This is a genomic window from Bdellovibrio sp. 22V, assembly GCF_030169785.1.
Taxonomy (GTDB): Bacteria; Bdellovibrionota; Bdellovibrionia; order Bdellovibrionales; family Bdellovibrionaceae; genus Bdellovibrio.
The window spans coordinates 2,641,437-2,663,019 of sequence record NZ_CP125854.1 but is presented as its reverse complement, the minus strand read 5'-3'; the positions used below and the strand labels follow the sequence as shown (position 1 = coordinate 2,663,019).

General features: G+C 46.5%; 28 protein-coding genes and 1 tRNA gene. 17 read left to right on the top strand and 12 right to left on the bottom strand.

What is annotated here, in order from left to right; all coding sequences use genetic code 11:
* Positions 1-86 precede the first annotated feature (86 nt).
* Entirely contained in the window at positions 87-374 is a 288-nt protein-coding gene (locus QJS83_RS12920) for a hypothetical protein (protein ID WP_284605341.1), read from the bottom strand.
* A 190-nt stretch (positions 375-564) separates the two neighbouring features.
* On the opposite strand from QJS83_RS12920, the gene QJS83_RS12915 reads away from it, so the two are divergent.
* A complete protein-coding gene (locus QJS83_RS12915; RefSeq protein WP_284605340.1) occupies positions 565-1,644 on the top strand; it encodes a DUF2515 family protein in 1,080 nt (359 codons plus the stop codon).
* On the opposite strand, the gene QJS83_RS12910 is transcribed toward QJS83_RS12915, so the two are convergent.
* Positions 1,608-2,033, bottom strand: coding sequence for a VOC family protein (locus QJS83_RS12910; protein ID WP_284605339.1), 426 nt, complete (start codon positions 2,031-2,033; stop codon positions 1,608-1,610). The two genes, QJS83_RS12915 and QJS83_RS12910, sit on opposite strands and share 37 nt — an antisense overlap.
* A 177-nt stretch (positions 2,034-2,210) precedes the next feature.
* Here QJS83_RS12910 and QJS83_RS12905 point away from each other — a divergent pair, with 177 nt between their 5' ends.
* Positions 2,211-3,464, top strand: coding sequence for an MFS transporter (locus QJS83_RS12905; RefSeq protein ID WP_284605337.1), 1,254 nt, complete (start codon positions 2,211-2,213; stop codon positions 3,462-3,464).
* Here QJS83_RS12905 and QJS83_RS12900 read toward each other — a convergent pair.
* Positions 3,412-4,281, bottom strand: coding sequence for a hypothetical protein (locus QJS83_RS12900; protein ID WP_284605336.1), 870 nt, complete (start codon positions 4,279-4,281; stop codon positions 3,412-3,414). The genes QJS83_RS12905 and QJS83_RS12900 overlap by 53 nt on opposite strands.
* 146 nt (positions 4,282-4,427) lie before the next feature.
* On the bottom strand, positions 4,428-5,198 hold the full coding sequence (locus QJS83_RS12895) for an MBL fold metallo-hydrolase (RefSeq protein ID WP_284605335.1): 771 nt from the start codon (positions 5,196-5,198) through the stop codon (positions 4,428-4,430).
* 109 nt (positions 5,199-5,307) lie between these two features.
* Between QJS83_RS12895 and QJS83_RS12890 the strand changes: the two genes are divergently transcribed.
* On the top strand, positions 5,308-6,261 hold the full coding sequence (locus QJS83_RS12890; protein WP_284605334.1) for a GlxA family transcriptional regulator: 954 nt from the start codon (positions 5,308-5,310) through the stop codon (positions 6,259-6,261).
* A 90-nt stretch (positions 6,262-6,351) separates the two neighbouring features.
* On the top strand, positions 6,352-7,728 hold the full coding sequence (locus tag QJS83_RS12885) for a hypothetical protein (RefSeq protein WP_284605332.1): 1,377 nt from the start codon (positions 6,352-6,354) through the stop codon (positions 7,726-7,728).
* Between the two features lie 24 nt (positions 7,729-7,752).
* On the opposite strand, the gene QJS83_RS12880 is transcribed toward QJS83_RS12885, so the two are convergent.
* The 3 genes from QJS83_RS12880 to QJS83_RS12870 all read right to left on the bottom strand — a co-directional run bounded on the left by QJS83_RS12880 (position 7,753) and on the right by QJS83_RS12870 (position 10,714).
* Complete coding sequence (locus QJS83_RS12880; protein ID WP_284605331.1) at positions 7,753-8,193, bottom strand: hypothetical protein; 441 nt, start codon at positions 8,191-8,193, stop codon at positions 7,753-7,755.
* Positions 8,183-9,448 carry a C1 family peptidase gene (locus QJS83_RS12875; protein WP_284605329.1) on the bottom strand — a complete coding sequence of 422 codons (1,266 nt, stop codon included), beginning with the start codon at positions 9,446-9,448 and terminating at the stop codon, positions 8,183-8,185. Before QJS83_RS12875 ends, QJS83_RS12880 begins: the two co-directional genes overlap by 11 nt.
* Before the next feature lie 99 nt (positions 9,449-9,547).
* Positions 9,548-10,714, bottom strand: a complete 1,167-nt coding sequence (locus tag QJS83_RS12870) for an MFS transporter (RefSeq protein ID WP_284605328.1) — start codon at positions 10,712-10,714, stop codon at positions 9,548-9,550.
* A 92-nt stretch (positions 10,715-10,806) separates the two neighbouring features.
* Between QJS83_RS12870 and QJS83_RS12865 the strand changes: the two genes are divergently transcribed.
* Positions 10,807-11,256 (top strand): winged helix-turn-helix transcriptional regulator, encoded by a 450-nt coding sequence (locus QJS83_RS12865; RefSeq protein ID WP_350158855.1) that lies wholly within the window; start codon positions 10,807-10,809, stop codon positions 11,254-11,256.
* A gap of 212 nt (positions 11,257-11,468) precedes the next feature.
* On the opposite strand, the gene QJS83_RS12860 is transcribed toward QJS83_RS12865, so the two are convergent.
* Positions 11,469-11,545 (bottom strand) — tRNA-Pro (locus QJS83_RS12860).
* 82 nt (positions 11,546-11,627) lie between these two features.
* On the opposite strand from QJS83_RS12860, the gene QJS83_RS12855 reads away from it, so the two are divergent.
* A complete protein-coding gene (locus tag QJS83_RS12855) occupies positions 11,628-12,290 on the top strand; it encodes a hypothetical protein (protein WP_284605326.1) in 663 nt (220 codons plus the stop codon).
* Here the strand turns inward: QJS83_RS12855 and QJS83_RS12850 are convergent.
* The gene (locus tag QJS83_RS12850; protein WP_284605325.1) at positions 12,287-12,490 is read right to left on the bottom strand and encodes a hypothetical protein; all 204 of its coding nucleotides are present in this window, start codon (positions 12,488-12,490) and stop codon (positions 12,287-12,289) included. The genes QJS83_RS12855 and QJS83_RS12850 overlap by 4 nt on opposite strands.
* Before the next feature lie 137 nt (positions 12,491-12,627).
* Here QJS83_RS12850 and QJS83_RS12845 point away from each other — a divergent pair, with 137 nt between their 5' ends.
* Positions 12,628-13,029: a hypothetical protein gene (locus QJS83_RS12845; protein WP_284605324.1), complete on the top strand. Its 402-nt coding sequence runs from the start codon at positions 12,628-12,630 to the stop codon at positions 13,027-13,029.
* Between the two features lie 260 nt (positions 13,030-13,289).
* Here the strand turns inward: QJS83_RS12845 and rpsR are convergent, their stop codons facing one another.
* Complete coding sequence (rpsR, locus tag QJS83_RS12840) at positions 13,290-13,559, bottom strand: 30S ribosomal protein S18 (protein WP_284605323.1); 270 nt, start codon at positions 13,557-13,559, stop codon at positions 13,290-13,292.
* A gap of 177 nt (positions 13,560-13,736) precedes the next feature.
* Between rpsR and rpmB the strand changes: the two genes are divergently transcribed.
* From rpmB to QJS83_RS12790, 10 genes are all read left to right on the top strand, one after another.
* Complete coding sequence (gene rpmB / locus QJS83_RS12835; protein ID WP_284605321.1) at positions 13,737-14,024, top strand: 50S ribosomal protein L28; 288 nt, start codon at positions 13,737-13,739, stop codon at positions 14,022-14,024.
* Between the two features lie 14 nt (positions 14,025-14,038).
* A complete protein-coding gene (locus QJS83_RS12830) occupies positions 14,039-14,299 on the top strand; it encodes a KOW motif-containing protein (RefSeq protein ID WP_284605320.1) in 261 nt (86 codons plus the stop codon).
* Between the two features lie 170 nt (positions 14,300-14,469).
* Positions 14,470-14,820, top strand: coding sequence for a hypothetical protein (locus tag QJS83_RS12825; protein WP_284605319.1), 351 nt, complete (start codon positions 14,470-14,472; stop codon positions 14,818-14,820).
* A gap of 5 nt (positions 14,821-14,825) precedes the next feature.
* Positions 14,826-15,656 carry a carbon-nitrogen hydrolase family protein gene (locus QJS83_RS12820; protein WP_284605318.1) on the top strand — a complete coding sequence of 277 codons (831 nt, stop codon included), beginning with the start codon at positions 14,826-14,828 and terminating at the stop codon, positions 15,654-15,656.
* A gap of 153 nt (positions 15,657-15,809) precedes the next feature.
* Entirely contained in the window at positions 15,810-16,058 is a 249-nt protein-coding gene (locus tag QJS83_RS12815; protein ID WP_284605317.1) for a hypothetical protein, read from the top strand.
* Positions 16,059-16,075: 17 nt separating this feature from the next.
* A complete protein-coding gene (locus tag QJS83_RS12810; protein ID WP_284605316.1) occupies positions 16,076-17,812 on the top strand; it encodes an electron transfer flavoprotein-ubiquinone oxidoreductase in 1,737 nt (578 codons plus the stop codon).
* Between the two features lie 51 nt (positions 17,813-17,863).
* Positions 17,864-18,988 (top strand): THUMP domain-containing class I SAM-dependent RNA methyltransferase, encoded by a 1,125-nt coding sequence (locus tag QJS83_RS12805; protein WP_284605315.1) that lies wholly within the window; start codon positions 17,864-17,866, stop codon positions 18,986-18,988.
* 14 nt (positions 18,989-19,002) lie between these two features.
* On the top strand, positions 19,003-19,407 hold the full coding sequence (locus tag QJS83_RS12800) for a hypothetical protein (RefSeq protein ID WP_284605314.1): 405 nt from the start codon (positions 19,003-19,005) through the stop codon (positions 19,405-19,407).
* Between the two features lie 28 nt (positions 19,408-19,435).
* Complete coding sequence (locus tag QJS83_RS12795) at positions 19,436-19,903, top strand: DUF5615 family PIN-like protein (protein ID WP_284605313.1); 468 nt, start codon at positions 19,436-19,438, stop codon at positions 19,901-19,903.
* Between the two features lie 64 nt (positions 19,904-19,967).
* The gene (locus QJS83_RS12790) at positions 19,968-20,699 is read left to right on the top strand and encodes a DUF481 domain-containing protein (RefSeq protein WP_284605312.1); all 732 of its coding nucleotides are present in this window, start codon (positions 19,968-19,970) and stop codon (positions 20,697-20,699) included.
* 53 nt (positions 20,700-20,752) lie between these two features.
* On the opposite strand, the gene QJS83_RS12785 is transcribed toward QJS83_RS12790, so the two are convergent.
* Together QJS83_RS12785 and QJS83_RS12780 are read right to left on the bottom strand one after the other, a co-directional pair.
* On the bottom strand, positions 20,753-21,040 hold the full coding sequence (locus QJS83_RS12785) for a hypothetical protein (protein WP_284605310.1): 288 nt from the start codon (positions 21,038-21,040) through the stop codon (positions 20,753-20,755).
* A gap of 173 nt (positions 21,041-21,213) precedes the next feature.
* A complete protein-coding gene (locus tag QJS83_RS12780; RefSeq protein ID WP_284605309.1) occupies positions 21,214-21,579 on the bottom strand; it encodes a hypothetical protein in 366 nt (121 codons plus the stop codon).
* Positions 21,580-21,583: the final 4 nt, after the last annotated feature.

The following is a 21,583-nucleotide window of genomic DNA, read 5'->3' as shown; positions in this document are numbered from 1 at the left end:
TTAGAGAGTACTGTGTTTTGTCTACGTCGTGTGGGTTTACAGATCGTAGGGGTCAGGACCGGTCACTGACAGACCAGTCCCCTGGATTAACGGCAAACATGTCCTGGATAAACGTTGTTACCTAAGGTGCATTTACACGGTTGACCAAAGCGATCGTAATAACCCATATCGCAATAAGTTCCTCCGCGACGAATGCAGCAATAGCGTGAGGTCGACTCGGTGGCGAATTCGGAATCGCGCGTTTCCGAAGTCATTGGCACCGAAGTTTCAATCTGCACTGGAAAAAAAGACGACTCATTGTCGAAGTCGATGCTGGCGTGTGCCGCTAAAGTAACACCGAAAGTGAAGAACAGGACAAGTGCAAACAGTTTCATAGATTCCTCCTTTAAAGAATTTCTCTATTTTTTAAACTCCATAAGGACCCGGCAATATGTATTCATTCATGGAAAAAGAGCTCCACGAGATTCCGGATTATTACCGGTAATCTAACGGCCAACCTGAAAGCATTATAGAGTTTTGATTTAGCTTTATTCATAGGCAAAATCCCGTGAGAGACAGATCTGCATGAACCGATTCTTATCTTTCATTGCAGTCTTTTTCTTCGTCGCGGGTGCGCTGGCTTCGGACTATTCCGAATATGCGGAACTTCTGAATCGTCATTGGCCTTTGAATTTAGATCCAAGCCAAGAATGTCAAAATCATGATCCTCATTTTTGGATGGGTAAGGCCGAGCGCATGATTTCCGTGGAACCGCTCAAGCAGCGTTTTGCACTGAATGACGACGAAGTGATGGTGCTCAGGAATCTTCTGATTAGTCAGGCGTACAACCGCCTTTTCGTGCACTCTCTTCGCGTGCAAAAAACGGAAATCCCGGTCATGAAGTTCTTTTGGATTGCGGCGGGATCACAGGCTTCAGTGACTGTGGGGCATGCGCTACAAGTGGGTCTTGCGGATAAATATCCGTTAGGCTCGAGACAAAGAAAGATCTTTCGTCGACTCGAATCTCTTTATCCAGATGTTCCTGGCGTGCCGGCGCTTTTGCTGAAAAATATTGGCAAAGTAAAAGCGAAGACAGCTGAAAACAACTGGCGAGTGTATTCGGATATTTATTGGCAGCATTTGGCTTATATGACGTGTGGTTTTGACAAGATAGTCTTGTTGAACAAAACACTGGTTGCGGAAAAGACGACGCAAAAGAAATTCGATGAGGCCCGTCACTACGAAAAATTTATTTCTGTGTGGCAGGACATGGAAGAGGGACGATATCTCGCGGCGAACCTCAAGCTGGTGTGGATCGAGCAGCATAATATTTTGCAGCGATATATGTATAACGGAATCGATGCGAAGACCGCGAATGCCTTCTTGCTTTTTAATAGTATGGCCAAGGCGGATTTAGCAGGTGCCGACGGGAAGCCGCTAGAGTCTTTTACAGAGTACTCGCTGAACCACGGACTTTATCCAAATCTCAGCCACTTTCCCTCACGCTTTAAGTGGATGACCTATGTCGTGAGCGGTCAGGCAGCCTATCTTGAATCCCGAGAATCCGTGGCGGCGATTGAGGCTGTTTTACAGAGGTCTTTGAAAGAGTCTTACCAATTCGTGAATGACTACTTGTCTTTGCGGAAGTCGGCGATCTCGCCGTAACCTTGGCCTTTGAATTCAATCAGACAGAATCCATGTCCAAAGGGATCTGAAAACGTCGCCAGCTTTCCATAGCTGTGTTCGCTGATATCGTATTCGGTTTTGGCGCCGGCAGCGAGAGCTTTGGCCTTGGCGTCTTCAATAGAGTCCACCACAAAATCCAAATGAATCGGACTCCAGTGCCGCAAGTAAGTGCGACCCAGCCGGGCCCCGGGGAAAGGCCGCGTTCCTTCCTCATTGCCAAGAAGATAAATCGGGACAGGCAGTCCTAAGAGTTCTATGAACTGCGTATCGAAACGTCGACCCACATGAAGACCAAAAGCTTCCGTATAGAATTTGACGGCTTCTTCGGTATTATTGACATCTATATTTATCAGAACGCCATTTAGCATACGCTGGGTTCCTTTCAATGGGTCTAAAAAGGTTATTAAAAATTGAAAGGGATCGTGAAGGGTAGCTGTTTTTTTGCGGCCCACAGATGATTTGCTAGACTTATTATTATCCGGGTAAAAAGAAGTCTTGCTATTTTAATATTACCCGGGTAATAATCACCGGCAGAGGAGTTTCCTATGCAGCAAGCCGCTCGCCCGAATATGGCCTTTACAGGTTATCAAAAGTTTATCATCGCTTTGTTGGCGTTTCTTCAATTCACCATCATTCTTGATTTCATGATTTTGTCGCCGCTGGGTGCGTTTCTGATGCCAGCCCTAAAGATCAATACCTCCCAATTCGGAACGGTGGTTTCGGCATATGCGATCAGCTCGGCGATTTCAGGGTTTTTGACGGCAGGCTTTGCAGATAAATTCGATCGCAAGCGTTTGCTGCTCTTTTTCTACGGTGGATTTATTATTGGAACATTCCTGTGCGGAATTGCACCGACATTCGAGTTCCTTTTAGGCGCGCGCATTGTAACGGGCCTGTTTGGCGGAGTGATCGGTTCTATTGTTTTTGCGATCATGACGGATCTTTTTCCTCTTGAACAAAGAGGACGAGTGATGGGATTTTTGCAGACGGCCTTTGCAGCAAGCCAGGTTTTGGGTCTTCCGGCGGGACTTTTTCTGACAAATCATTGGGGATGGCATATGCCGTTTATGATGATTGTCGTTGTCAGTTTGTTAGCGGGGATCGCGATTGTATTTTACATGAAGCCTTTGCGTGGTCATCTGGCTTTGCAGACGGATAAAAAGGCCTATCAGCATCTTTTGCATACGGTTCAGGTTCCTTCTTACCTATTTGCTTTTCTTGCCACGGGCCTGCTGTCGCTGGGTGGATTCATGATTATGCCTTTTGCAAGTGCTTTCACGGTGAACAACCTTGGCATCCATGCCGATGAGCTACCGCTTATTTATTTTGTGACCGGGATTGCTTCTATTCTCATCGGTCCGTTTGTAGGTAAGATGACGGATACTTTCGGGAAATACAAAGTTTTCGTTTTTGGCTCTTTCGTAAGTATCGTGATGGTTCTTATATATACGCATTTGGGCGCAACACCTCTTTATATGGTGATGCTTGTGAATACAGCGATGTTCATTGGAATATTCTCTCGCATGATCCCTTCGCAGGCATTGATGTCAGCGATTCCAACACCGGCGAATCGGGGCGCGTTCATGTCCGTGAGTTCCTCGTTGCAGTCTTTGGCGGGAGGCATCGGCTCCATCGTCGCTGGGGCGATTGTCGTGCAAGCAAGCACGGGTGAGATTCAGCACTTTGACATTATCGGCTACATCATGTGTGTGATCGCCATCGTGTGTATGGTGATGATGTACTATATTAATCGTTCTGTGATGAGATCGCAGACGTCACAGGCACAGCTTTCGAATTAAAAGAGTCTATTTTTTCAAACAAAGTATCGACAAGCTCCACGGATTTTTTAAGATGTGGAGCATAGCATTCGTCGTACTTCTTTAAGCTTTCCGAACAATTTAAAAGATACCACTGATAAGCCGCGGATCTGGCGAGAGCATAACGATACTGTCCTTCCGCGTTGTCAGTGACAGGTGCATCTAAAACTTTGAGAAGCCCGTTGCTCTCGAAGTGCGGAAGGATTTTATTTATAATTGCCGTTTCGACGTCTTTTGGTTCGGAAAGCACGACGACTTCTGCGAGAACTTTCCGAAATTGCAGAAGGGTTTTGATATGAGGAAGGTTGTTGAGTGACTCGAGTCGCTTTCGGTGTGTCGAGGTTTCATCACAGGAATATATTTTAGCTGTGTGCTCCTTCGAGCCCGCGAAGATTTTTTTGAAGTACAGTGAGTTCTTTAGAGCATGAACAAGATAAACTCCCGGCGAGGGATCTCCCTCAAACGCTTCTGTGCGTCCGCCATACAAACTGTTCTTTTCCAGAATTTTTCCGTCTGCTAAGGCGACAGCAGAATGAGAGATTTCGCCATCGTTTTCTTGAAATATAATGACGTCTCCAGCCAAGGTTTCTTTCTGTGGCAGAGGGCCTTTCTCGCGACAAAAAGTCTCAAGATAGAAACTCATTTCTTCAACAGAGGAATAAACAATGTCCTTGGTGAACCCTTTAGCATGCAAAGTTGTATTGAAACAGTTCGGTCCATCATTAAGGCTTGAAGTCGTCGCTCCGGCAGAACAGCCCATGAAGACGTAAATAAGAGTTAAAATCGAGCGGAAAACCACATCAACCTCATGCTAAATAAATACACGGCCCCTCTGTCTAAGAATAAGACGGAGTAACCAGGATCGGCTTCGTGAAGAGTCTGAGGAGAGCCCCATTGAAGCTTGGCCTTCAGCAAGAGTACATAGCAAAACTGGCGCCCGAGGCCCTAAACCTCTATGTTCTCGCCATCTTCGGGAACTAAGATGCGATTTTGCATGTCGAGGCCGCGTGCGATTTCGCGCACTTCTTTACGGGTTGTTGGGCAGTGATCCAAGGCTTCGAGGTGGTTGACGATAAGTTTTCCCTTAAAGAGATGCGCCATAGATGGGACGTCTGCGGCTCCCATGATGACTTCGCTTCCGATATCAAAGCGCGCCCCTCCACCGGGCATAATCACCACGTCGGGTTCATGGTTGCGAACCGCGGCTTGAACTTCAGTACTTAGAATAGAGTCGCCAACGACATAGACAGTCGGCTGATCCGGGAACTTAAGAATGTAACCATAACCATGAGCCATGAAAGATCCAACAATGCCTTTGCCATGCAGGCAGGGGATGAGAGTGATAGAGCCGTTCAAAAATAGATTTTCTTTTTCGGTATTCAAGCCTTGGACTTTCAAGCCCTGCTTGGCAAGATAGTTGCGATCTGACTCGGGACACAAGACAGGAATCTGATTCTGGCGAAGCCAATGAGTTCCCGCGCGATCGAGATGATCGAAATGGCCTTTCTGACAATGCGTGATTAAAACATGAGTGACGGAATTCAGAACTTCGGATGTTCCTTCGGGGAGTTCCACCAAGGGATTTCTTTGTCGGCTTTTTGTAAGCCATTTAAGACTCGGGATGCGCCCTTTCTTTGCAAGCATCGGGTCGATAAGAATTTTGGTGAAGCCATAGTCAAGCAATAGAGTGGCGTTGCGAATTTGACGGATTTTCATAAGGACTCCCTTCCGCTATAAGGATATTGTCGCTGGTACGGCTTTAAGGTAATATGACCTAAAAGGACATATTTAGGTCTTTTTGGGACTTTCTTGTAAGGGAGCCACAATGCTGAAGGTGGGGTTTCTTGTTTATCCTGACTGCATGCCTGCAGGTCTTTTCGCGGGATTAGATCTTCTTAAGACAGCGAATACGGTGAGTGCCAAGAAGCTGTTTGAAGGTAAAATAGTGGCATTAAGCCGTGGGCCGGTTCTATGCGCTCATGGGCAAACGGTTGTGCCTGAAACTTCCGTGCGCGAGTTCGATTTCGACATGCTGATTATACCCGGGTTTTGGGCCTACTCCGCGGAGAGTGTGAAGAAGATCTGTGACGCTAATGCGGATGTACAAAAATATCTGAACCGAATTTCCAAAGAAAAGATGATCGGAAGTTACTGTGTCGGGAGTGTTTTCCATGCAAGGACTTCACGGCTGCACAATCGAACGGCTACAGCGACCTGGTGGCTGGCTCGCGATTTGAAAAATGAATTTCCAAAAGTGCGTTGGCAGGTGAACAAAATTTCAGCTGGCGACCTTCATGATATGACAGCCTCGGGAGCCAACGGCTTTTACCCTCTAATGACTCGTGTCCTTGCAGAGTTTGCAGGAAAAAAGATTTTGACTGAGGTTCAGAAATATCTGATGACTCCGACACAGTTCAACGCCAACGATCCGTTTTATGAGCTGGAAACTTTGACCTCGAAAGAAAGAGTTTTGAAACTTCGCAAGTTTGTCGAGAAAACTCCGGCAAGAGATTTAAGCTTAGTCGCAGCGGCGGATTTCTTGGGAGTCTCCGTGAAAACCCTGTCACGAAAAATGCGAGAGGACTTAAAGTGGACTCCGGCCGTTTTTTTCCGAATGGTTAAATTCAAACAAGCTGGCGCTTTTCTTATAACAACAGAGGATTCGGTCGCACAGATCTGCGACGCTCTTGGTTTTGACGACGAGGCTAGCTTCCGTAAGGGCTTCAAGAACTGCGTCGGTATGACGCCGACAGAATATCGCAGAAAGTATCAGCGATGACTCGTTCTGGGCCTTGATCCAGAAGTCTCAAGATCATCCAGAATTATTCCGATAAAAATCCATATTTGTTCAATTCCAAAGGAACTCGGGATGAAGACTGGAACTTTTTTATTCACTCTGGTTTGCTTCTTTGCTCTCGCAGCGGGGGCCCAAAATGCATTTTATAAAGCGACAGACAAAATCACACTGAGTTACGACGAGTTCCGCGCTTTGACGCCTGAAAAACAAGAACTGTGGATCAAAGAGCTGAGAGCTTTTAACCATAATATCGAGTTGATTGAAAGTGGTCAGCGTATCAGTGAAAAGCGTTCCAAACTCTTTTCCATCTTTCCATGGCTGGAGGAAATGACGTTCTCGCCCAAAGTGTGCGCTACGTGGGAGCTGCTCAAACCTGCGGCGTCTTATGCGGCTGATGAAAGATGCCAAGTCGAAAAACGTGTGCAAGGTGGATCGCAGTATTTATGCGTGAAATGCCCTGGCGACGCTCACAGCGGAGTAAACGTCTGTACGTCTCCGTGGGGCAGCTCTGATGAGGTATCTCGTAATCTTTTAAAAGAATTTGAGAAAAAAGATTACTCCGGTGCGCGTGTGAATATTGATGCCGCGACGCTGGCTCGCCATGTGGAAATCGCGCAAGACGAAGGCTCTGCGGCTTTCTCGGCTCCTGTGGAAAGAAAAAACACTGTCGTAAAAACAGTGGTGACTCCAGCATCTTCGCAACCGGTTGTCATTGAATTGGGCCCGGACGCGAAAGTGGAAAGACCATCCACAGCGGATCCGATAACGACTGTCGAGAGCCGTGATGCCAGTGGCGCGGTGTTAGAGCGCGTGAGCAATGATCGCAGAGTGGAGGACTTCCGCTTACGTAATCTCAGTGACGTTGGAAACCTTAAGGGCAACGACAACTTGGATGTGGATGAAGTCACTTCTAAAGGACGTCTGGCTTGCATATACGCAGGGTGGGCTTTGCAAGGTTCCGGTCGAGATGGCAAGGGACGCTGCCTGCCGGTGTCTGAAAGAGAAGTGATGGATGCCAGCGGAAAAAGAGTCACCTATTCGTGTAAACATCCTCCTTCCGATGGATCCATTTCTGGAAATGACGGGGGCGACGCTGTGGTTCTCTGCAATCCTGTTATCTTTGGAATCAAAAATAATAAACCTCTTTGTATCAAGCGTTCAAAAACCGCGACGGAAGATTGCACCAAGCTTGCGGGATCCGCGAAAGATACTTTGGATTTTGCGCGCAACAATCCGCAGGAATACCGTGCCTTGGTTCGCCGTGTGGATACGCTTTGCCAGCAAGATGAAACAGCTTTGCGCGAGCACTTTAACAAGCGTGGCTATGGACAAAGACAAATCAGTAACGCTGTAAAAGATTTGGGATCGACATGCTCTCATTTGCGCGAGCGCATGGCGGAACTTGTTGATGCAAACAAAGCGACGGCTCCGCGCGCGGGCGTTCGCTAGTTTTTTTGCGATAAGATATTGCGATTACCTCAAAAACTCAGCGCGCTTATCTGGTTCAGCCGTCATGAACTTCCAGAAAGATCCTAGATCCATAAAAGATCCGTCTTTAAACAAGCATCGATCCAGTTCAGTGGTTTTGCCGTCAACTAGGAAGTTCACAACTTGCGCATGACCGCCTAAGCGTGTGCATAGATTGGCGCCGGGTGTTCCGATGGCGGATATCTTATGTTGATCCTGTGAAAGAGGATAAGGTTTTGTCATTGCCTCGCACGAACCTTCCAGGCAATTTTTCGAAAGAATACGCAAAGGTTCCGTCGTCATGCAGATAATTTCTTCTTTCGATTCTTTTTGGTCGGGACCGAAAGGAATCTCGACATTTCCAGAACGACACTTGAAAGAATGCGCAAGGGCAGACAGAGGCATTAAAGAAATCAGAATAAGAAATCCGCCAAATTTATTTTTCATAAGATGTCGCTTCGTAGGTGGTGTTATGAAGATCTTCCCGCGGAATCCACACCGAACCATCGGCGCTGTTGCACTGGTATTTATCCATATAGACACAGGCTTTGCCCCAACTGTTGCGCAGCAGGTATTCGCACTGTCCGGTTTGCTGATTCACTCTGCGGCCTACGATGATAGAGGCATGTGCCATTTGCGCGGGCCGGATGTCCAGCAAGTCTTCCACTTCGTAAGCAATGGCCGACGGTAGTTTTTTATTTAGCTTGTTATCGATGAAATCTACGATCTCTTTCCGCTTTTCATGCGACGGTGTCGCGAACTTTGCTTTATCTGTGATCCTTTCGACCTTCGGCAAATTGACGGCCACGCGATTCTGACAGCGTTGTTCATTGTAATTGTAAACGACGTTACTAGGATAACTTTTCTGAATAATCTGATACATTTCTTTTCGAGTCGTGTGGGGCTTCTGGTCGCAGTCCTCTCGCAAAGAAGGCTCGGTGAATTTGGTGTAAAGATAATCCACCTTCGACTTGTCGGAAGCTTTCTCCAGCAGATCCACGAAGCCCTTAAGGTCGCGGTTGCCGTAAAATTCTGAAGGAGAATCTTTTTCCCGGCAGAATCCTTTGTTGCGAAGCTGTTCAATGGCCTTTGCGGGAATACCACCCATGACATCAGTGTGAGTCTCGCCCTTCTTCAGCAAGAATCTTTCCGTTGCGGAGGATCTTTCCGGTGAAAAGTTCACGGCCATATCCATCGCAGAAACGCGGAAACCACTTTTGAATGACACGAGATCTGCGGCAACAAAGGCGTAACACCAGCCAATCGAGTCTTGATTGCGTGGCGGACCAAAATGTTTTCTTAAATCGACGGGCGCACAGTTTTTCGCAGCGGCTCCGTGATTTTTCTTTCCCGTTGCAAGAGCCGCGTGCAGGCGTTTTTTATCGGCTTGACCGCCGCCTTCCCGTAGAAGCTGTTCTATGCGCGCGACATCTTCGCTGACGTCGCGATACTGAGCCGCGGATTCCAGTCGTCCGAGTTGATGATTGGCTTCAGCCATTTTTCCCTGTTTATAGTACTGATCTAGTTGAGCCATCTCTGCCGCAGAATATTCAGAGCGGCACTTACGAACTTCGTTCACTAGATTTGTGACGTCATAGTGTTGCGATCGTTCTTTAATCGAACGAAGGATGGAACGCGTGACCTGGCATTTCTCGGCATGCGCACAGAAAGGTGCGAGCACCGTAAAAAAAAGAATCAACATCACCTGTTTTTGGGATCTGGAAAAGTTCCAACACTGCATTAGGAACTTTTCGGCTTTTCCTCGCGGTATTCAAGTTTTCGCACTGAAAGATCGAACAGATTATTCCGAGGCTTTGGTAAGTCTGAGGCCTGCGTGGGCGAGCCAGAGCAAAAAACCAAAGCTGCTAAAAACACTACCGAGGATGCACACGCCCATCCAGCCAAAAGCAGAGTAAATCATCGTCGAGGTAATTGCTCCAACGCCGCTACCAAGAGAGTAAAAAATCATATAGGTCGCGACGATTCGACTTTGTGATCCTGGTCTTAGTTTAAGAATCATACCTTGATTCGTGACATGAATCGCCTGAATCGCGAGATCCATCAGAATCACGCCGACCACTAAGACAGCGATGGATGAATAAAGACGACTGATCAATAGCCACGACAAAGTGAGAAGGAAAAAGCTAACTCCTGTGGCTTCATTTCCTAAGCCTTTGTCAGTCAATCGACCCGCCTTTGTTGCAATCAAGGCTCCGACAGCCCCGGCTAAACCAAATAGACCTATTTGGGTATGTGAAAACATAAATGGCGGAGCACTCAGTGGCAGTACAAGCGGAGTCCAGAAGCAGCTAAAGGTTGCAAAAATTAAAAAACAAAACGAAGCACGAAGCCTCAAAAGTGGTTCATCCAGAAAAATCATGACTGTGGATTTTAATAAATCAAAATAGGGCAGGACGGTTTTTTCATCTCTTTGAGGGAGGAGCTTAAAAAGCAAAAGACTCATTAGAAAAGTGCACGCAGCAGAGAATAAATAAACGGCTCTCCAGCCTAGAGCGTCGGAGATAACTCCTGCAACAGTCCTTGAAAGAAGAATTCCCAAAATCACTCCGCTTGTGACGGTGCCAACGGCGCGACCCGCGTGCTCTGGAGAGGAAAGAGTCGTCGCATAGGCCACCAGCGTTTGAATTACCACGGCTAAAAGTCCTACGCCGATGAGTGCACCCAGCAAAACCCAAGAATTGGAAGAAGTAGCAACAAAGAGCAACATCACACTTGAAAGACCAAGGTGGGAAGAGATCAGCCAACGTCGGTTAAGGATATCTCCCAATGGAACGAGAAAAAACAAACCAAACGCATATCCTATTTGAGTCAGAGTGATCGCGACACCTATCGCAGCATGAGAAATTCCAAGACTGAGAGATATTTGATCCAGCAAAGGCTGAGCATAATAGATGTTGGCAACACTCAAACCTGCCGCAACAGAGAATAAGACAAACAGGCCTCGCATAGAAAACTCCTTAGACAACTAGTTTAATAATGAAACCAGTTGTGGTATAGATAAAGTAGTTTTATAATGCAACTACTTCGAAGAGGTGAGAAATGAAGAGGAAAAGCTTAAAACAAGCCCCTTGTCCCGTCGCAAGAGCTTTGGATTCCATTGGAGATTGGTGGTCGCTCCTCATTATACGAGACGCCTTTGATAAAGTTTCTCGATTTGGGGAATTTCAAAAAAGCCTCGACATAGCAAAAAATATCCTCGCCGAACGGTTGAAACATCTGGTTGACGAAGGAGTCTTAGAAATCCGTCCTGCGGCAGACGGCAGTGCTTACCAAGAGTATCATTTGACTGAAAAAGGGGAGAGCTTGTTTACGGTTATCGTTGCTCTCCGTCAGTGGGGTGAAGACTATTTTTTCAAAAACAAAGAAAAGCATTCTGTTTTGCTGGATACAAAAAACGCTCAACCTTTGCGTCGAATTGAGGTGCGTGCGCAAAGCGGTCGCCTTGTTAAACCTCGGGATACATTTGTAAGGAAAATAAATGGGACTTGATGGGCTGCGGGACTCTTGGGAGGGATGGGGCTCGCGCCATCGTGGCGCTCGGGGCTTCGCCCTGCCTTCGGCACCCTCGCGCTAGCATCCTGCTAGGGCGAGCGAACCTACGACCCAAGCTTGACCGATAAATTCGAAGCCTATCGCTTCCAGATCATAAAAACAAAAAAGCCGACTGGCATCTGCAATGCCACTCGGCTTTTTTGTAAAATTGGTCGGGGAGATAGGATTCGAACCTACGACCCTCTGGTCCCAAACCAGATGCGCTACCAGACTGCGCTACTCCCCGACGAGGACAGGACAATAAATAATTAATGGGCCTGTTGTCAAATCACTAGATCCTAACGCACGACATTGCTATTCTTTTTTTCATGGAAAACTTCATAAACTCGCTTCCTAAACCCGTTCTCGCATTTTTAGCCATATTAGTAGGCATTGTCGTCTTCATGATTATGAGCCCGCCGCACACTGTTTGTGACACGCAGGCTACGACTTTGCGGGAATTGCAGGCCGGGAACATCTTTCCTACGGAAGTGAAGAAGAACAAGATTCCTCCGGCGATCACACGCGCTAAAGAGGCTTGTCAGCTGGGCAACAGTCCGGGGTCTTGTTATGAGTATTTCTTGGCGCTTAAAAAAGTGGCAGACGATGTTGGCAAAGCTTCGAGCGAATGTACGACTCAGCTTTTTAATATCAATGAAGTGAAGGCCGCCTTGAATGACGGCCTCGAGTTGATGGTGCGTTTAGCATGGGGAATTAAACCTCCTGAGCCGGGACTCGAGCGATTCGGCTGGATGCAAGAGGCGGAGATCGCGAACTTCTGTCGCTTAAAAAGTATTTTCATTCGTGCGAACGGGGAGGAAGGCTGGCTTGCCTTCCGTCAAAGAGTCGTTGCGAAACTTCCTGGGGAGGAAATTCCGCCTCCTTCAGACCCTGCTCAAGTGGCTGTTGAGCCACGTCCCGCAACGGCGGTGATGTCAGAGCAAGATATTTGGAACCGCAGCTTATTCTCCGTCCGCTGTGAATCCTTCTAAAGAGAAACTAGCTCGAGCGATTTCCAGCGCCATTTCTGGTTGCGGAACTCGAGCTTTCCGTACAGGGCGAAATTCTTGTCTTCATTATTCTGAATCAAACATGTGAGAGAGCGGATTCGTTGCAAGGTCCACTCGCGTGGATTCAAACCGAAGTTTTGCAGTTGGGATTGCAGAGTCAAAAGCGTCATTTCATTATTCATAAAAGGTCCTCCGAAAGTGTTCGCAGACCCTTTTTGCAAAGCGGGAACCGGAACAAATTGTTGCGGTTGTGCATTTATTTGCATCTTAGCTGCGGCCGGGCTTGAGTTGTCCTAAGTGGTGGACTAGCTTCTTGGACATGAGACGAAATGCTTTTCTTGGATATTTGCTTGCCCAGTTTATTGTGATTGTTCTTGTGATGGCGATTTTTAAGGTCATTCCGGATCGCCAGATCGCCGCGACCGTGGCTGGAGTGCTTTTTGTCGTTCTGCCGGCGGTGCTGATGGCGTTGGAATATAAGAGGGCCGAACTCACTGAGTTTTTCTGGTTCGTGGCTGTTCTGCAGTTTTGGACTCTTTTTGCGCTCCCGATTTTGGGAATTCGCCTCGCTAACTGGGGAGTGCCTTTTGATCAGCTTTCCTTTATCGGGATTCCCGGGCCGATTTTGCATCAGTGGTCGAGTAAAAGTTACACGATTATGATGGCTTTCACGGCCTATGTTTGGTGGAAGCTCCGCCGGAAACGTCCCATACAGGGTTGATCCTTCGTTGCTCGGTCGGGCGGCTTGTGCGGCGTACTTAAAAGTACGCCTCTGCGCCTTCCTCGGTCGCGCCTCGGCTGAACCCTGTCTGTGACGTTTCTGTTTTGCGAAAGGGTAGAAACGCAAAAAGCCGGTTTTCACCGGCTTTTGATTTCGGGCATCCTGCCCTCAACCCCTTCGGGGTAAAAATGAAAAAAGGGCCGTAGTGACCCTTTTTTCGTTTTCCAATAAGGAAATCTCAATTTTTCAACGAAATCTAATTAGATCTCGAATGGAGCAGGGGAAATAGCTTCCGCTCTAGAGAAAGTGTCGTAAGCGTCAGAACCAGATGGCAATAGGCCAAGGTTACGAGCTTTCTTAACAGCAGCAGCAACGCGTTTTTGTTGAGCTACGCTAAGTTTAGAGATTCTAGATGGAGTGATTTTACCACCGTCACCGATAAAACGAGTCAAAGATGCTGGATCTTTGTAATCGAATACGTGGTCGCCTGAGAATTCCTGACGGTATTTGCTACGAGTTGTCTTTTTCATTACTATCCTCTTTCGATTTCCTATTGGTTAGCGAGTTAATGTGTGTACAAGAAAAAAGAGTTGCCATCAAGTGTCTTTTTACTTTATATGGTTACTTCTTGTTTGCGGCGCCCCTATTTAATTTGAAGGATGGCGTTGACCCAGACTTGTATCCAGATTGAATTAGAGGAGCTTAGTATGAGCAGATGTGAAATTACTGGAAAAGGCCCTGTTGTAAAAAACTTGGTGTCTCACTCCAACATTAAAACAAAATCAACAGCTCAACCAAATGTTCAGAAAAAACGCATCTTTAGCCGCGTTTTGAACCAAATGGTGAGATTGCAAATCGCGACCAGCGCTATCCGTGACATGGAGCATATGGGCGGTTTCGATAACTACATCCTTAACTCTGACGACTCCAAGCTTTCTAAAAGAGCTATGGCCGTTAAGATGAGAATCAAAAAGAAAATCTCTTCTAAGAACTAATTACGAGGCCATCCATGAAATTGAAAATTAAAAAAGGCGCAACTGTTCAAGTTATCACTGGCTCTGACAAAGGTAAAAAGGGTTCAGTTTTGGCTGTAGACGCTAAAAACATGAAAATCCAAGTTCAAGGTGTGAAAGTTCAAACACACTACGACAAAAAAGACGGTCTTTTGAAAAAAGAAGGCTTCATTGACTACTCTAACGTGAAGTTGGTTGAAGCTGCTTCTAAAGAGAAAAAGACTTCTAAAAAAGCGACTAAGTCTAAGTCTGCGTAGTCACAAAACTCCGGCCTAGCCGGAGTTGTTGATGGGCAAAGTTTGCCTAAGACAAAGTCTAAATTTGGTCCTTAAGGCGATCTCTTCGTTTTAGTCTCATACTTAGCTGCGTAAAATCAAAGTTGAGTTTAGGAAGTACATTCCGCAACTTTGACAAAGAGGAGAGCAGCTTGAAAAGAGACCAAATCTCTGCAGTAAAAAACAAAAAAGCACTGTTCTCGGCAACGATGGCAGTGCTTTTTTTTTCGTCGTTGTCGTACGCTGATCTGGGGGACTCCCTGGTTCTGTGTAAACACAACAAAACCGTGCGTACTCTGCGTGTTGAAATGGGTTCCGATCAAAAATGCCGTGCGATTTACACTAAGCAAGGTGTGGATGAGACGATCGGTTCAGGTTTAAATCCAAATTCTTGTGTTGAGTTTGTTTCCAACGTCAGAAAAAATCTTGAGGAAGCAAAGTGGAATTGCCGTGAAGTGAAAGAGGCAAGAACATCCACAATCAACCTTGATAGCGCGGAGTAATTTCGATGAGCACGGAGTTGGTGGTCGCAGCAGTGCAAATGACATCTATTGATGATGTTGACGCCAACTTGATGCAGATTGAAAGTCTGCTCGAAAGAGCTTTCCAAAATGCGAAGCCTCGCTTCGTAAGTTTTCCGGAAAATTGTTTGTATCTACGTCTTGTCGAGGGTGAAAAAATCCAAGGATTTTCTCTCGAGCATTCTGCTTTTTCTCATTTAGCAAAACTCGCTCAGCAGTATGACACATATTTGCACTTGGGTTCGGTTCCCTTGTTGCTCGAAGGACATTTGTATAATTCGTCGGTGCTTGTGACTCCCAAAGGGGAGGTGAAGCCGACGTATCAAAAGCTGCACCTTTTCGACATTCAGCTTGAAGGCCAAAAGCCTATTCGTGAATCCGATGTTTTCCGTCACGGTCAGAAACCCAGCATCATCGACATTGATGGTTGGAAGATCGGCGAGGCGATCTGTTATGACGTGCGTTTTGCAGAGCTCTTTTCGCAATATGCGCGCAAAGAAGTGGATCTTATTCTTCTTCCCGCGGCTTTCCTTGTGAAAACAGGGGAGGCGCACTGGGAAATTTTATTAAGAGCCCGTGCTATTGAAAGTCAGGCTTATCTTATTGCGGCAGCCCAAGGTGGCACGCATCTGGGAGCGCGTGGCGGCACGCGAGAAACCTACGGCCATTCCCTGATTATCGACCCTTGGGGCACTGTTGTTGGCCAGGTCGAGAAGCGTGATCCGGGTGTGGCTATCACGAAACTCACGCGCGAACGGATCGAAGGCGTGCGTCGCCAGATTCCTATGAAATTTCATCGTCGTCTGCCGGTTCTTTGAGAATCATTTTCTTTCGCAAGTAAGAGCGCTTAAAAATGCATTCCTCCTCCGAAAATGAGTTCTCAAAAGTCTAGAAATCCTGCACTATTTCAATGACAATTTTCTCAATTAGCTTTTATTATGCGCTCAAAGCGCAAAACCAAGGAGCTGGATATGATCCGAGTATTCTTTGTTTTTATTCTGCTATTCTCTGTCAGTGGTTTTAAAGCCTTGGCGCAAGAGTCTGCGGCAAATCCGCAGTACGATGAAGCCAAAGAAGCCGAAATCGCACAGAAGGCGAAGAAGCGCCTTTATCCTGGCGGACGCGATGAGGAAGACTTGAAAGTGCAAGCGCAGGTGACGACACCTGTTCGCAAAGTGGCACCTCAAGCTGAAATCAAAGACGAGCCGGTTGAAGAATAAGTTTTTTGGAGAACAACATGTCAGTTTATAACGAACTACCAGAAGGTGTAACACGCGAAACGATGGACGTAGACGTTCTTATCGTGGGCGGTGGTGCTGCCGGTCTTTCCGCAGCTCTTCATTTGCAAAATCAAATTCAAAAACACAACGAAGACGTTTCTGCAGGTCGCAAGCAGGGCGAACAAATTCCTGATCAAATGATCGTTGTTCTGGAAAAAGCTTCTGAGATCGGCGCGCACAGCTTTTCAGGAGCCGTGTTAAATCCAAAAGCATTGGGCGAGCTTATCCCTAACTTCAAAGAAGAGGGCTGCCCTCTGGATTCTGAAGTGAAGAAAGACGCCGTTTACTATTTGGGTTCTGATTTCTCTTTCAAACTTCCTATTACGCCTCCTCCGTTTCACAACGAAGGCAACTATATCATCTCTTTGAGCAAGTTTAACCGCTGGTTGGCGACGAAGTGTGAAGAGAAGGGAATCAATATCTTCCCGGGTTTTGCCGCTGTCGAAGCCTTGTATGAAGGCGACAAAATTGTTGGCGTACGCACGGGCGATAAGGGCCGTGATAAAAACGGAAAGCCTAAGGCGAACTTTGAGCCTGGTTTGATTTTGAAATCAAAAGTGGTGATCTTTGCGGAAGGAACACGCGGCTCTCTTTTCCGACAAGTAGAAAAGAAATTAGATCTTCGCGCGGGCAAAAACCCTGAGGTTTTTGAAGAAGGCGTGAAGGAAGTGATCCAAATGCCTCCGGGCACCGTGGAAGCGGGCCAAGTGATTCACACTTTGGGTTTCCCTCTTTCTAAGTCTATCGGTGGAACTTTCATCTATACTCTTCCGGGTGACAAAATCATCGTGGGTCTTGTGGCTTACCTTGATACGAACGATCCCTTGTTGGATCCACACCGTGAATTGCAGAAGTTGAAAACTCATCCGTTCTTGCAAAGCATGTTGAAGGGCGGAAAAGTTGTCGCTTATGGAGGAAAAACTCTTCCTGCCGGCGGTTGGTATTCTATGCCGAAGCTTTACGGCGATGGTTTCATGGTTTGTGGTGACTCTGCCAGCATGGTCGACGTGCAAAAACTTAAGGGTATCCACTTGGCGATGAAGTCAGGCATGCAAGCTGCTGAAACTGTGATGGAAGGCCTTATGAAAGGCGGGGACTTCACAGAGGCGACAACGAAGTCTTATGAGCAAAAGGTTCATGGCTCTTACATCAAGGATGACTTGTACCGCGTTCGTAACTTCCACCAAACTTTGAGCAAAGGTATGTTTGCCTCTATGCCGTTGATCGCTTTGCAAGAGATCACTGGCGGTCGCGGTCTTCATGATTTCATGAAAATCGAACATATCGACGCCGATACAACGGAAAAGGTGGTCGACGTTTGGGGGCCTTATGGTTTGGACCATGAAGACAACAAATTGCCGAAACCTGACGGGGAGCTCTTCTTTGATAAGCTTTCCAGCGTGTATTTGACCGGGACAATGCATGACGAGGATTCTCCGAACCATTTGATCCTAAAGGACGGGGATATCTGCCGTACGGTATGTGAGCCTCAGTACAAATCACCATGTAATCATTTCTGCCCGGCCAACGTATACGAGATGGTACCGTCTACAAAAGAACCAGGTAAGAAGGACTTACAAATCAATTATACGAACTGTATTCACTGTAAAACTTGTGATATTAAGTGCCCATTCGAAAACATCGAGTGGACCGTTCCTGAAGGGGGCGGTGGACCACAGTATCGCGAAACATAGAAAGCTCAGCGAGGGACTGGGCTTTCTGAACCACAGAAAGGACCCAGTCTCATGCCTCAGTTTTTTGCCTCCGCGCCTCGCGGCCTCGTCGAAGCCCTAGAACAAGAAATCAAAGATCTCGGACTCAAAGTAACCGATCGTTATATCGGTGGAGTATTCTTTGAGAGCAATTGGGAAGGTTGTTATAAAGCCAATCTTCACTCGCGCTTGGCCAGCCGTATTTTGAAACCTGTTTTGGATTTCACGGCGTATCAGCCTGAAGAGCTGTACAATCAAATTCTTCGTCACGACTTCACTAAATATATTAAACCGACTCAAACGATTTCGATTGATGCGAGCATCACGGATTCAAAAATGCGTGATCAACGTTTTGTTGCGATGAAAGTGAAAGACGCTATCGTCGATCAATTCCGCGAAAAATTTGGTGTACGTCCTGACGTTGATAACGAAAATCCTTCTTTGCGCATCCATGTTCGCGCGATCAAAAATCAATTCAATGTTGCCGTGGATACTTCTGGCGATAGCTTGTTTAAGCGCGGTTATCGTAAAGAAGTGGGCGAAGCTCCGTTGAAAGAAAACTTGGCAGCGGGTTTGATCAAGCTTTCTGAGTGGGATCAGCAAACGCCGATCGTGGATTTTATGTGTGGTTCTGGAACGTTCTTGATTGAAGCCGCGATGATGGCGATGAATATCGCTCCTGGTATCAACAGAAAGAAATTCGGTTTCCAAAACTGGCTGACTTACGAGGAAGATACTTGGGAAAAAGTCGTTCAAGAAGCGATGGATGCGGAAAAAGAAGAGCTTCCATTTAAGTTCTATGGCTACGATATCGACCGCCGCGTTCTTATCAACGCCAAAGAAAATGCGAAACGTGCCGGCGTGGACGACGTCATTGAATTCAGAAAAGAAGCCGTATCGACTGTAGAGCCTCCTGTGGAAAAAGGCCTTATCATCGTGAATCCTCCTTACGGAGCGCGTATCGGTGATGAAGATAATCTCCGTGACGTGTATCGCGATCTTGGTTTCACTTTGAAGCACAGATTCAAAGGTTGGGATGCATGGATTCTTTCCGGCAACAAAGAGCTGATCGCGGATTTGAAATTGAAATCGACTCGTAAGCACTTTGTGTTCAACGGCAATATCGAATGTCGTTTCCTAAAGTATAGTATGTTTTAGTGACAGGAGTGATTGTGAAAACTCTTATTGTAGCTTTATTTTTTGCAATTCCTGGGGTGAGTTTTGCGGCAATGCCGGTACTTTCTTATAAACATGTTTCTTGTCGTTTGTATGTGGAAGAGAAACAAGTAAAAGAAGTTTCTCAGCCGCTGATGACATTGATTATTGAAGACAGCATCGGGCGTTTTGCGCAAATTCAGTTTGGTGATGAAAATCTGAAAATTCAATATCAGCTTTTGTTTGAAGATGATCTGAAGGTGCCGGGCTCTGTTTTGGTTTTGCAAAACCTCATGGTGGGCTCTGTTGAAAGTTCTGCGGAGTTTTCCGCCAAAGACGCCACCTGGGTGCGAATCAGACAAGGGACACATAGTGTTTCCTGTGATGTGACGGATAAAGTTCCGGAACAAAAAGTCCAATAAACTTAGAAAAGCGGCTATCCTCAATTTGATGGAGCCGCGATTTCTGGTCGATGAAAATCTATTAGGCTTGTTGAGGCGTCTAAGGATCATGGGAGTTGATTCCGTCTCGCTCATGTCATCGAGCGACCAGGAAATTCTTCTATATGCGACTCAAGAGGGTCGCATCATATTAACTCAAGACCGATTGTTTTATCAGAGTATACCGGAAGGAAAAGCATTTCTGGTGCGCTCGGATATTCCGAAGAGTCAGTTGGTCGAAGTGCTCAAGGCATTTCCGCTGGCGGGAAAAAATCCTCTGACACGATGTTTAGAGTGCAATGGAGTGCTTCGACTGATTGAAAAAACCGCCGTTAAAAACATTGTCGACGAAAATACGTTTCGTTTGTTTGACACGTTTTACGAGTGTTCCTCTTGCCACAAGATATATTGGGAAGGCTCGCACTATGACAAACTTCGCAAAGAAGTGGCGAATATCAATGCCGCTCGCCATTTGTGATTAAGACAAAAGACATATCAAGTTCCCTTTCGTTTCGTAGCAACATGGCCTCTTAAGAGGTTGTATGAAAAAGAGAGCTGCATTCATTCTTGGATTGTTGTTGTCGAGTTCCGCTTTTGCTCAAGAAATTATTCCGACGGAAACCCGTCCTTTCGCGGCGGAACTCGAGGGCGGGATCATTCATATTCGTGGCAATGCCGAAGTTGAAAACTACTCCGTGCGGGGAGTCGCCTCGTATCTTCAGGAAAAAAATCGCTACTCGCTCTATGGTCGCTACATTCAGTCTCAAGATGACGGAGTGGAGAGTTCCAGAAATTGGTCGACGGGACTCAGGTATGACTTCGAACTGACAAATCGCTGGGGTATTTTCGCAGGATACAAATATGAAGGCGATCGGTTTGCCGGCTTCTTTCAGAGAGACTCGACCGATATAGGCTTGCGATATTATTTTATCAGAAATGACGACACAAGCTGGGCCGGTGAAGTGGGGTATCGGTATTCTCACGTGTTTTATATTTTGGAGCCGTCGAGTTATGACAGTCTTGTTCGCTTGTACACGGCGTATTTGCAAAATACTGAAAATCGGAATGTCGCGTGGGGAATCTGGCTTGAGTATCTACCGATTGTAAGTTCAGACACGAATTGGCAGGCGAACGGAGAAGCCTTTGTCACGATGATGTTCAATCAGGTTTTTGCGCTGAAGATTTCTTATTTAGCCATGTTTCAAGACTCGCCCGCCGAAACTGTCGAGCGGATGGAAAAGACTTTTCAAACGACTCTTCTAGCGCGCTTCTAAAAAAAAGCCCTGGTTAAATGCCAAGGCTTTTTCATTCTTACGAGCGCAACGGATTAGTTTTGTTGTTGGCAAGTAGAGTAGTTGTAACCGCGAGCCATGCACTCGATCAATTTTGCATTTGATTCCAATTTACGAGAGCACAATGCCATAGCGTCAGCGTAGTTGATGCCGTGGTTGTTTTTGATGATTTCAGAAACGTTGCAAGTAGATTGAGCTTTGCGGCACATGCGAACAGCTTCTTCGCGGTTACCTTGAGCTGCACCTGCCATCATTTCGCTTACGCAGTTTGCGAAAGCTGGAGCAGCAAGCAACAAAGACATAGATACAAGAAGAGATTTCATAAAGATTTCCTTTCGGTTTCAGTGGTTCATTTAAGTTTCGCGCTATGAATCTTAAAACTTCATGAAACAGTCAATGAAGGCGGGAAATCCGATGAGCAATACTGTTCCGGTAAAATACGAATGGCGACATTTCTGCCGCCATCTCGAATATAAGCCAGAATTTTTCGTGAGGACTAGAAAGGTTTATTTACCGCAATGAACGCAGCCGATGTGCCGAGACCCCAAAGAAGGATTGCCACGGGCCAACCGATGTATCCTTTTCTTTTCACCAAAGAAATTGCAACTCCCAAAAGAACCCAGATACCGATCTTTGCTTGAACCCAAGCAGGTAGACCTGACACAAGACCCAAGCGAGCAGCCATACCAAAACCACTCACAAGAATGATCAAGAGACCCAGTCCATGAGTGACCATGCCCATGATGCGCGCTGGTTTTTTAAGCTCTGTTTTGGAATAAGCTGACAAAAGGATGCCGCCGAATCCAAAGAACAAAAGCATAAAGCCGATAAGATGTAGGACTTTATAAAATTGATAAGACATGCTG

Excerpts from the sequence above, each read along its gene's own strand:
- QJS83_RS12920 (WP_284605341.1), bottom strand. The coding sequence starts at position 374 with ATGAAACTGTTTGCACTTGTCCTGTTCTTCACTTTCGGTGTTACTTTA.
- QJS83_RS12915 (WP_284605340.1), top strand. The coding sequence starts at position 565 with ATGAACCGATTCTTATCTTTCATTGCAGTCTTTTTCTTCGTCGCGGGT.
- QJS83_RS12910 (WP_284605339.1), bottom strand. The coding sequence starts at position 2,033 with ATGCTAAATGGCGTTCTGATAAATATAGATGTCAATAATACCGAAGAA.
- QJS83_RS12905 (WP_284605337.1), top strand. The coding sequence starts at position 2,211 with ATGCAGCAAGCCGCTCGCCCGAATATGGCCTTTACAGGTTATCAAAAG.
- QJS83_RS12895 (WP_284605335.1), bottom strand. The coding sequence starts at position 5,198 with ATGAAAATCCGTCAAATTCGCAACGCCACTCTATTGCTTGACTATGGC.
- QJS83_RS12890 (WP_284605334.1), top strand. The coding sequence starts at position 5,308 with ATGCTGAAGGTGGGGTTTCTTGTTTATCCTGACTGCATGCCTGCAGGT.
- QJS83_RS12885 (WP_284605332.1), top strand. The coding sequence starts at position 6,352 with ATGAAGACTGGAACTTTTTTATTCACTCTGGTTTGCTTCTTTGCTCTC.
- QJS83_RS12880 (WP_284605331.1), bottom strand. The coding sequence starts at position 8,193 with ATGAAAAATAAATTTGGCGGATTTCTTATTCTGATTTCTTTAATGCCT.
- QJS83_RS12875 (WP_284605329.1), bottom strand. The coding sequence starts at position 9,448 with ATGTTGATTCTTTTTTTTACGGTGCTCGCACCTTTCTGTGCGCATGCC.
- QJS83_RS12870 (WP_284605328.1), bottom strand. The coding sequence starts at position 10,714 with ATGCGAGGCCTGTTTGTCTTATTCTCTGTTGCGGCAGGTTTGAGTGTT.
- QJS83_RS12865 (WP_350158855.1), top strand. The coding sequence starts at position 10,807 with ATGAAGAGGAAAAGCTTAAAACAAGCCCCTTGTCCCGTCGCAAGAGCT.
- QJS83_RS12855 (WP_284605326.1), top strand. The coding sequence starts at position 11,628 with ATGGAAAACTTCATAAACTCGCTTCCTAAACCCGTTCTCGCATTTTTA.
- QJS83_RS12850 (WP_284605325.1), bottom strand. The coding sequence starts at position 12,490 with ATGAATAATGAAATGACGCTTTTGACTCTGCAATCCCAACTGCAAAAC.
- QJS83_RS12845 (WP_284605324.1), top strand. The coding sequence starts at position 12,628 with ATGAGACGAAATGCTTTTCTTGGATATTTGCTTGCCCAGTTTATTGTG.
- rpsR (WP_284605323.1), bottom strand. The coding sequence starts at position 13,559 with ATGAAAAAGACAACTCGTAGCAAATACCGTCAGGAATTCTCAGGCGAC.
- rpmB (WP_284605321.1), top strand. The coding sequence starts at position 13,737 with ATGAGCAGATGTGAAATTACTGGAAAAGGCCCTGTTGTAAAAAACTTG.
- QJS83_RS12830 (WP_284605320.1), top strand. The coding sequence starts at position 14,039 with ATGAAATTGAAAATTAAAAAAGGCGCAACTGTTCAAGTTATCACTGGC.
- QJS83_RS12820 (WP_284605318.1), top strand. The coding sequence starts at position 14,826 with ATGAGCACGGAGTTGGTGGTCGCAGCAGTGCAAATGACATCTATTGAT.
- QJS83_RS12815 (WP_284605317.1), top strand. The coding sequence starts at position 15,810 with ATGATCCGAGTATTCTTTGTTTTTATTCTGCTATTCTCTGTCAGTGGT.
- QJS83_RS12810 (WP_284605316.1), top strand. The coding sequence starts at position 16,076 with ATGTCAGTTTATAACGAACTACCAGAAGGTGTAACACGCGAAACGATG.
- QJS83_RS12805 (WP_284605315.1), top strand. The coding sequence starts at position 17,864 with ATGCCTCAGTTTTTTGCCTCCGCGCCTCGCGGCCTCGTCGAAGCCCTA.
- QJS83_RS12795 (WP_284605313.1), top strand. The coding sequence starts at position 19,436 with ATGGAGCCGCGATTTCTGGTCGATGAAAATCTATTAGGCTTGTTGAGG.
- QJS83_RS12790 (WP_284605312.1), top strand. The coding sequence starts at position 19,968 with ATGAAAAAGAGAGCTGCATTCATTCTTGGATTGTTGTTGTCGAGTTCC.
- QJS83_RS12785 (WP_284605310.1), bottom strand. The coding sequence starts at position 21,040 with ATGAAATCTCTTCTTGTATCTATGTCTTTGTTGCTTGCTGCTCCAGCT.
- QJS83_RS12780 (WP_284605309.1), bottom strand. The coding sequence starts at position 21,579 with ATGTCTTATCAATTTTATAAAGTCCTACATCTTATCGGCTTTATGCTT.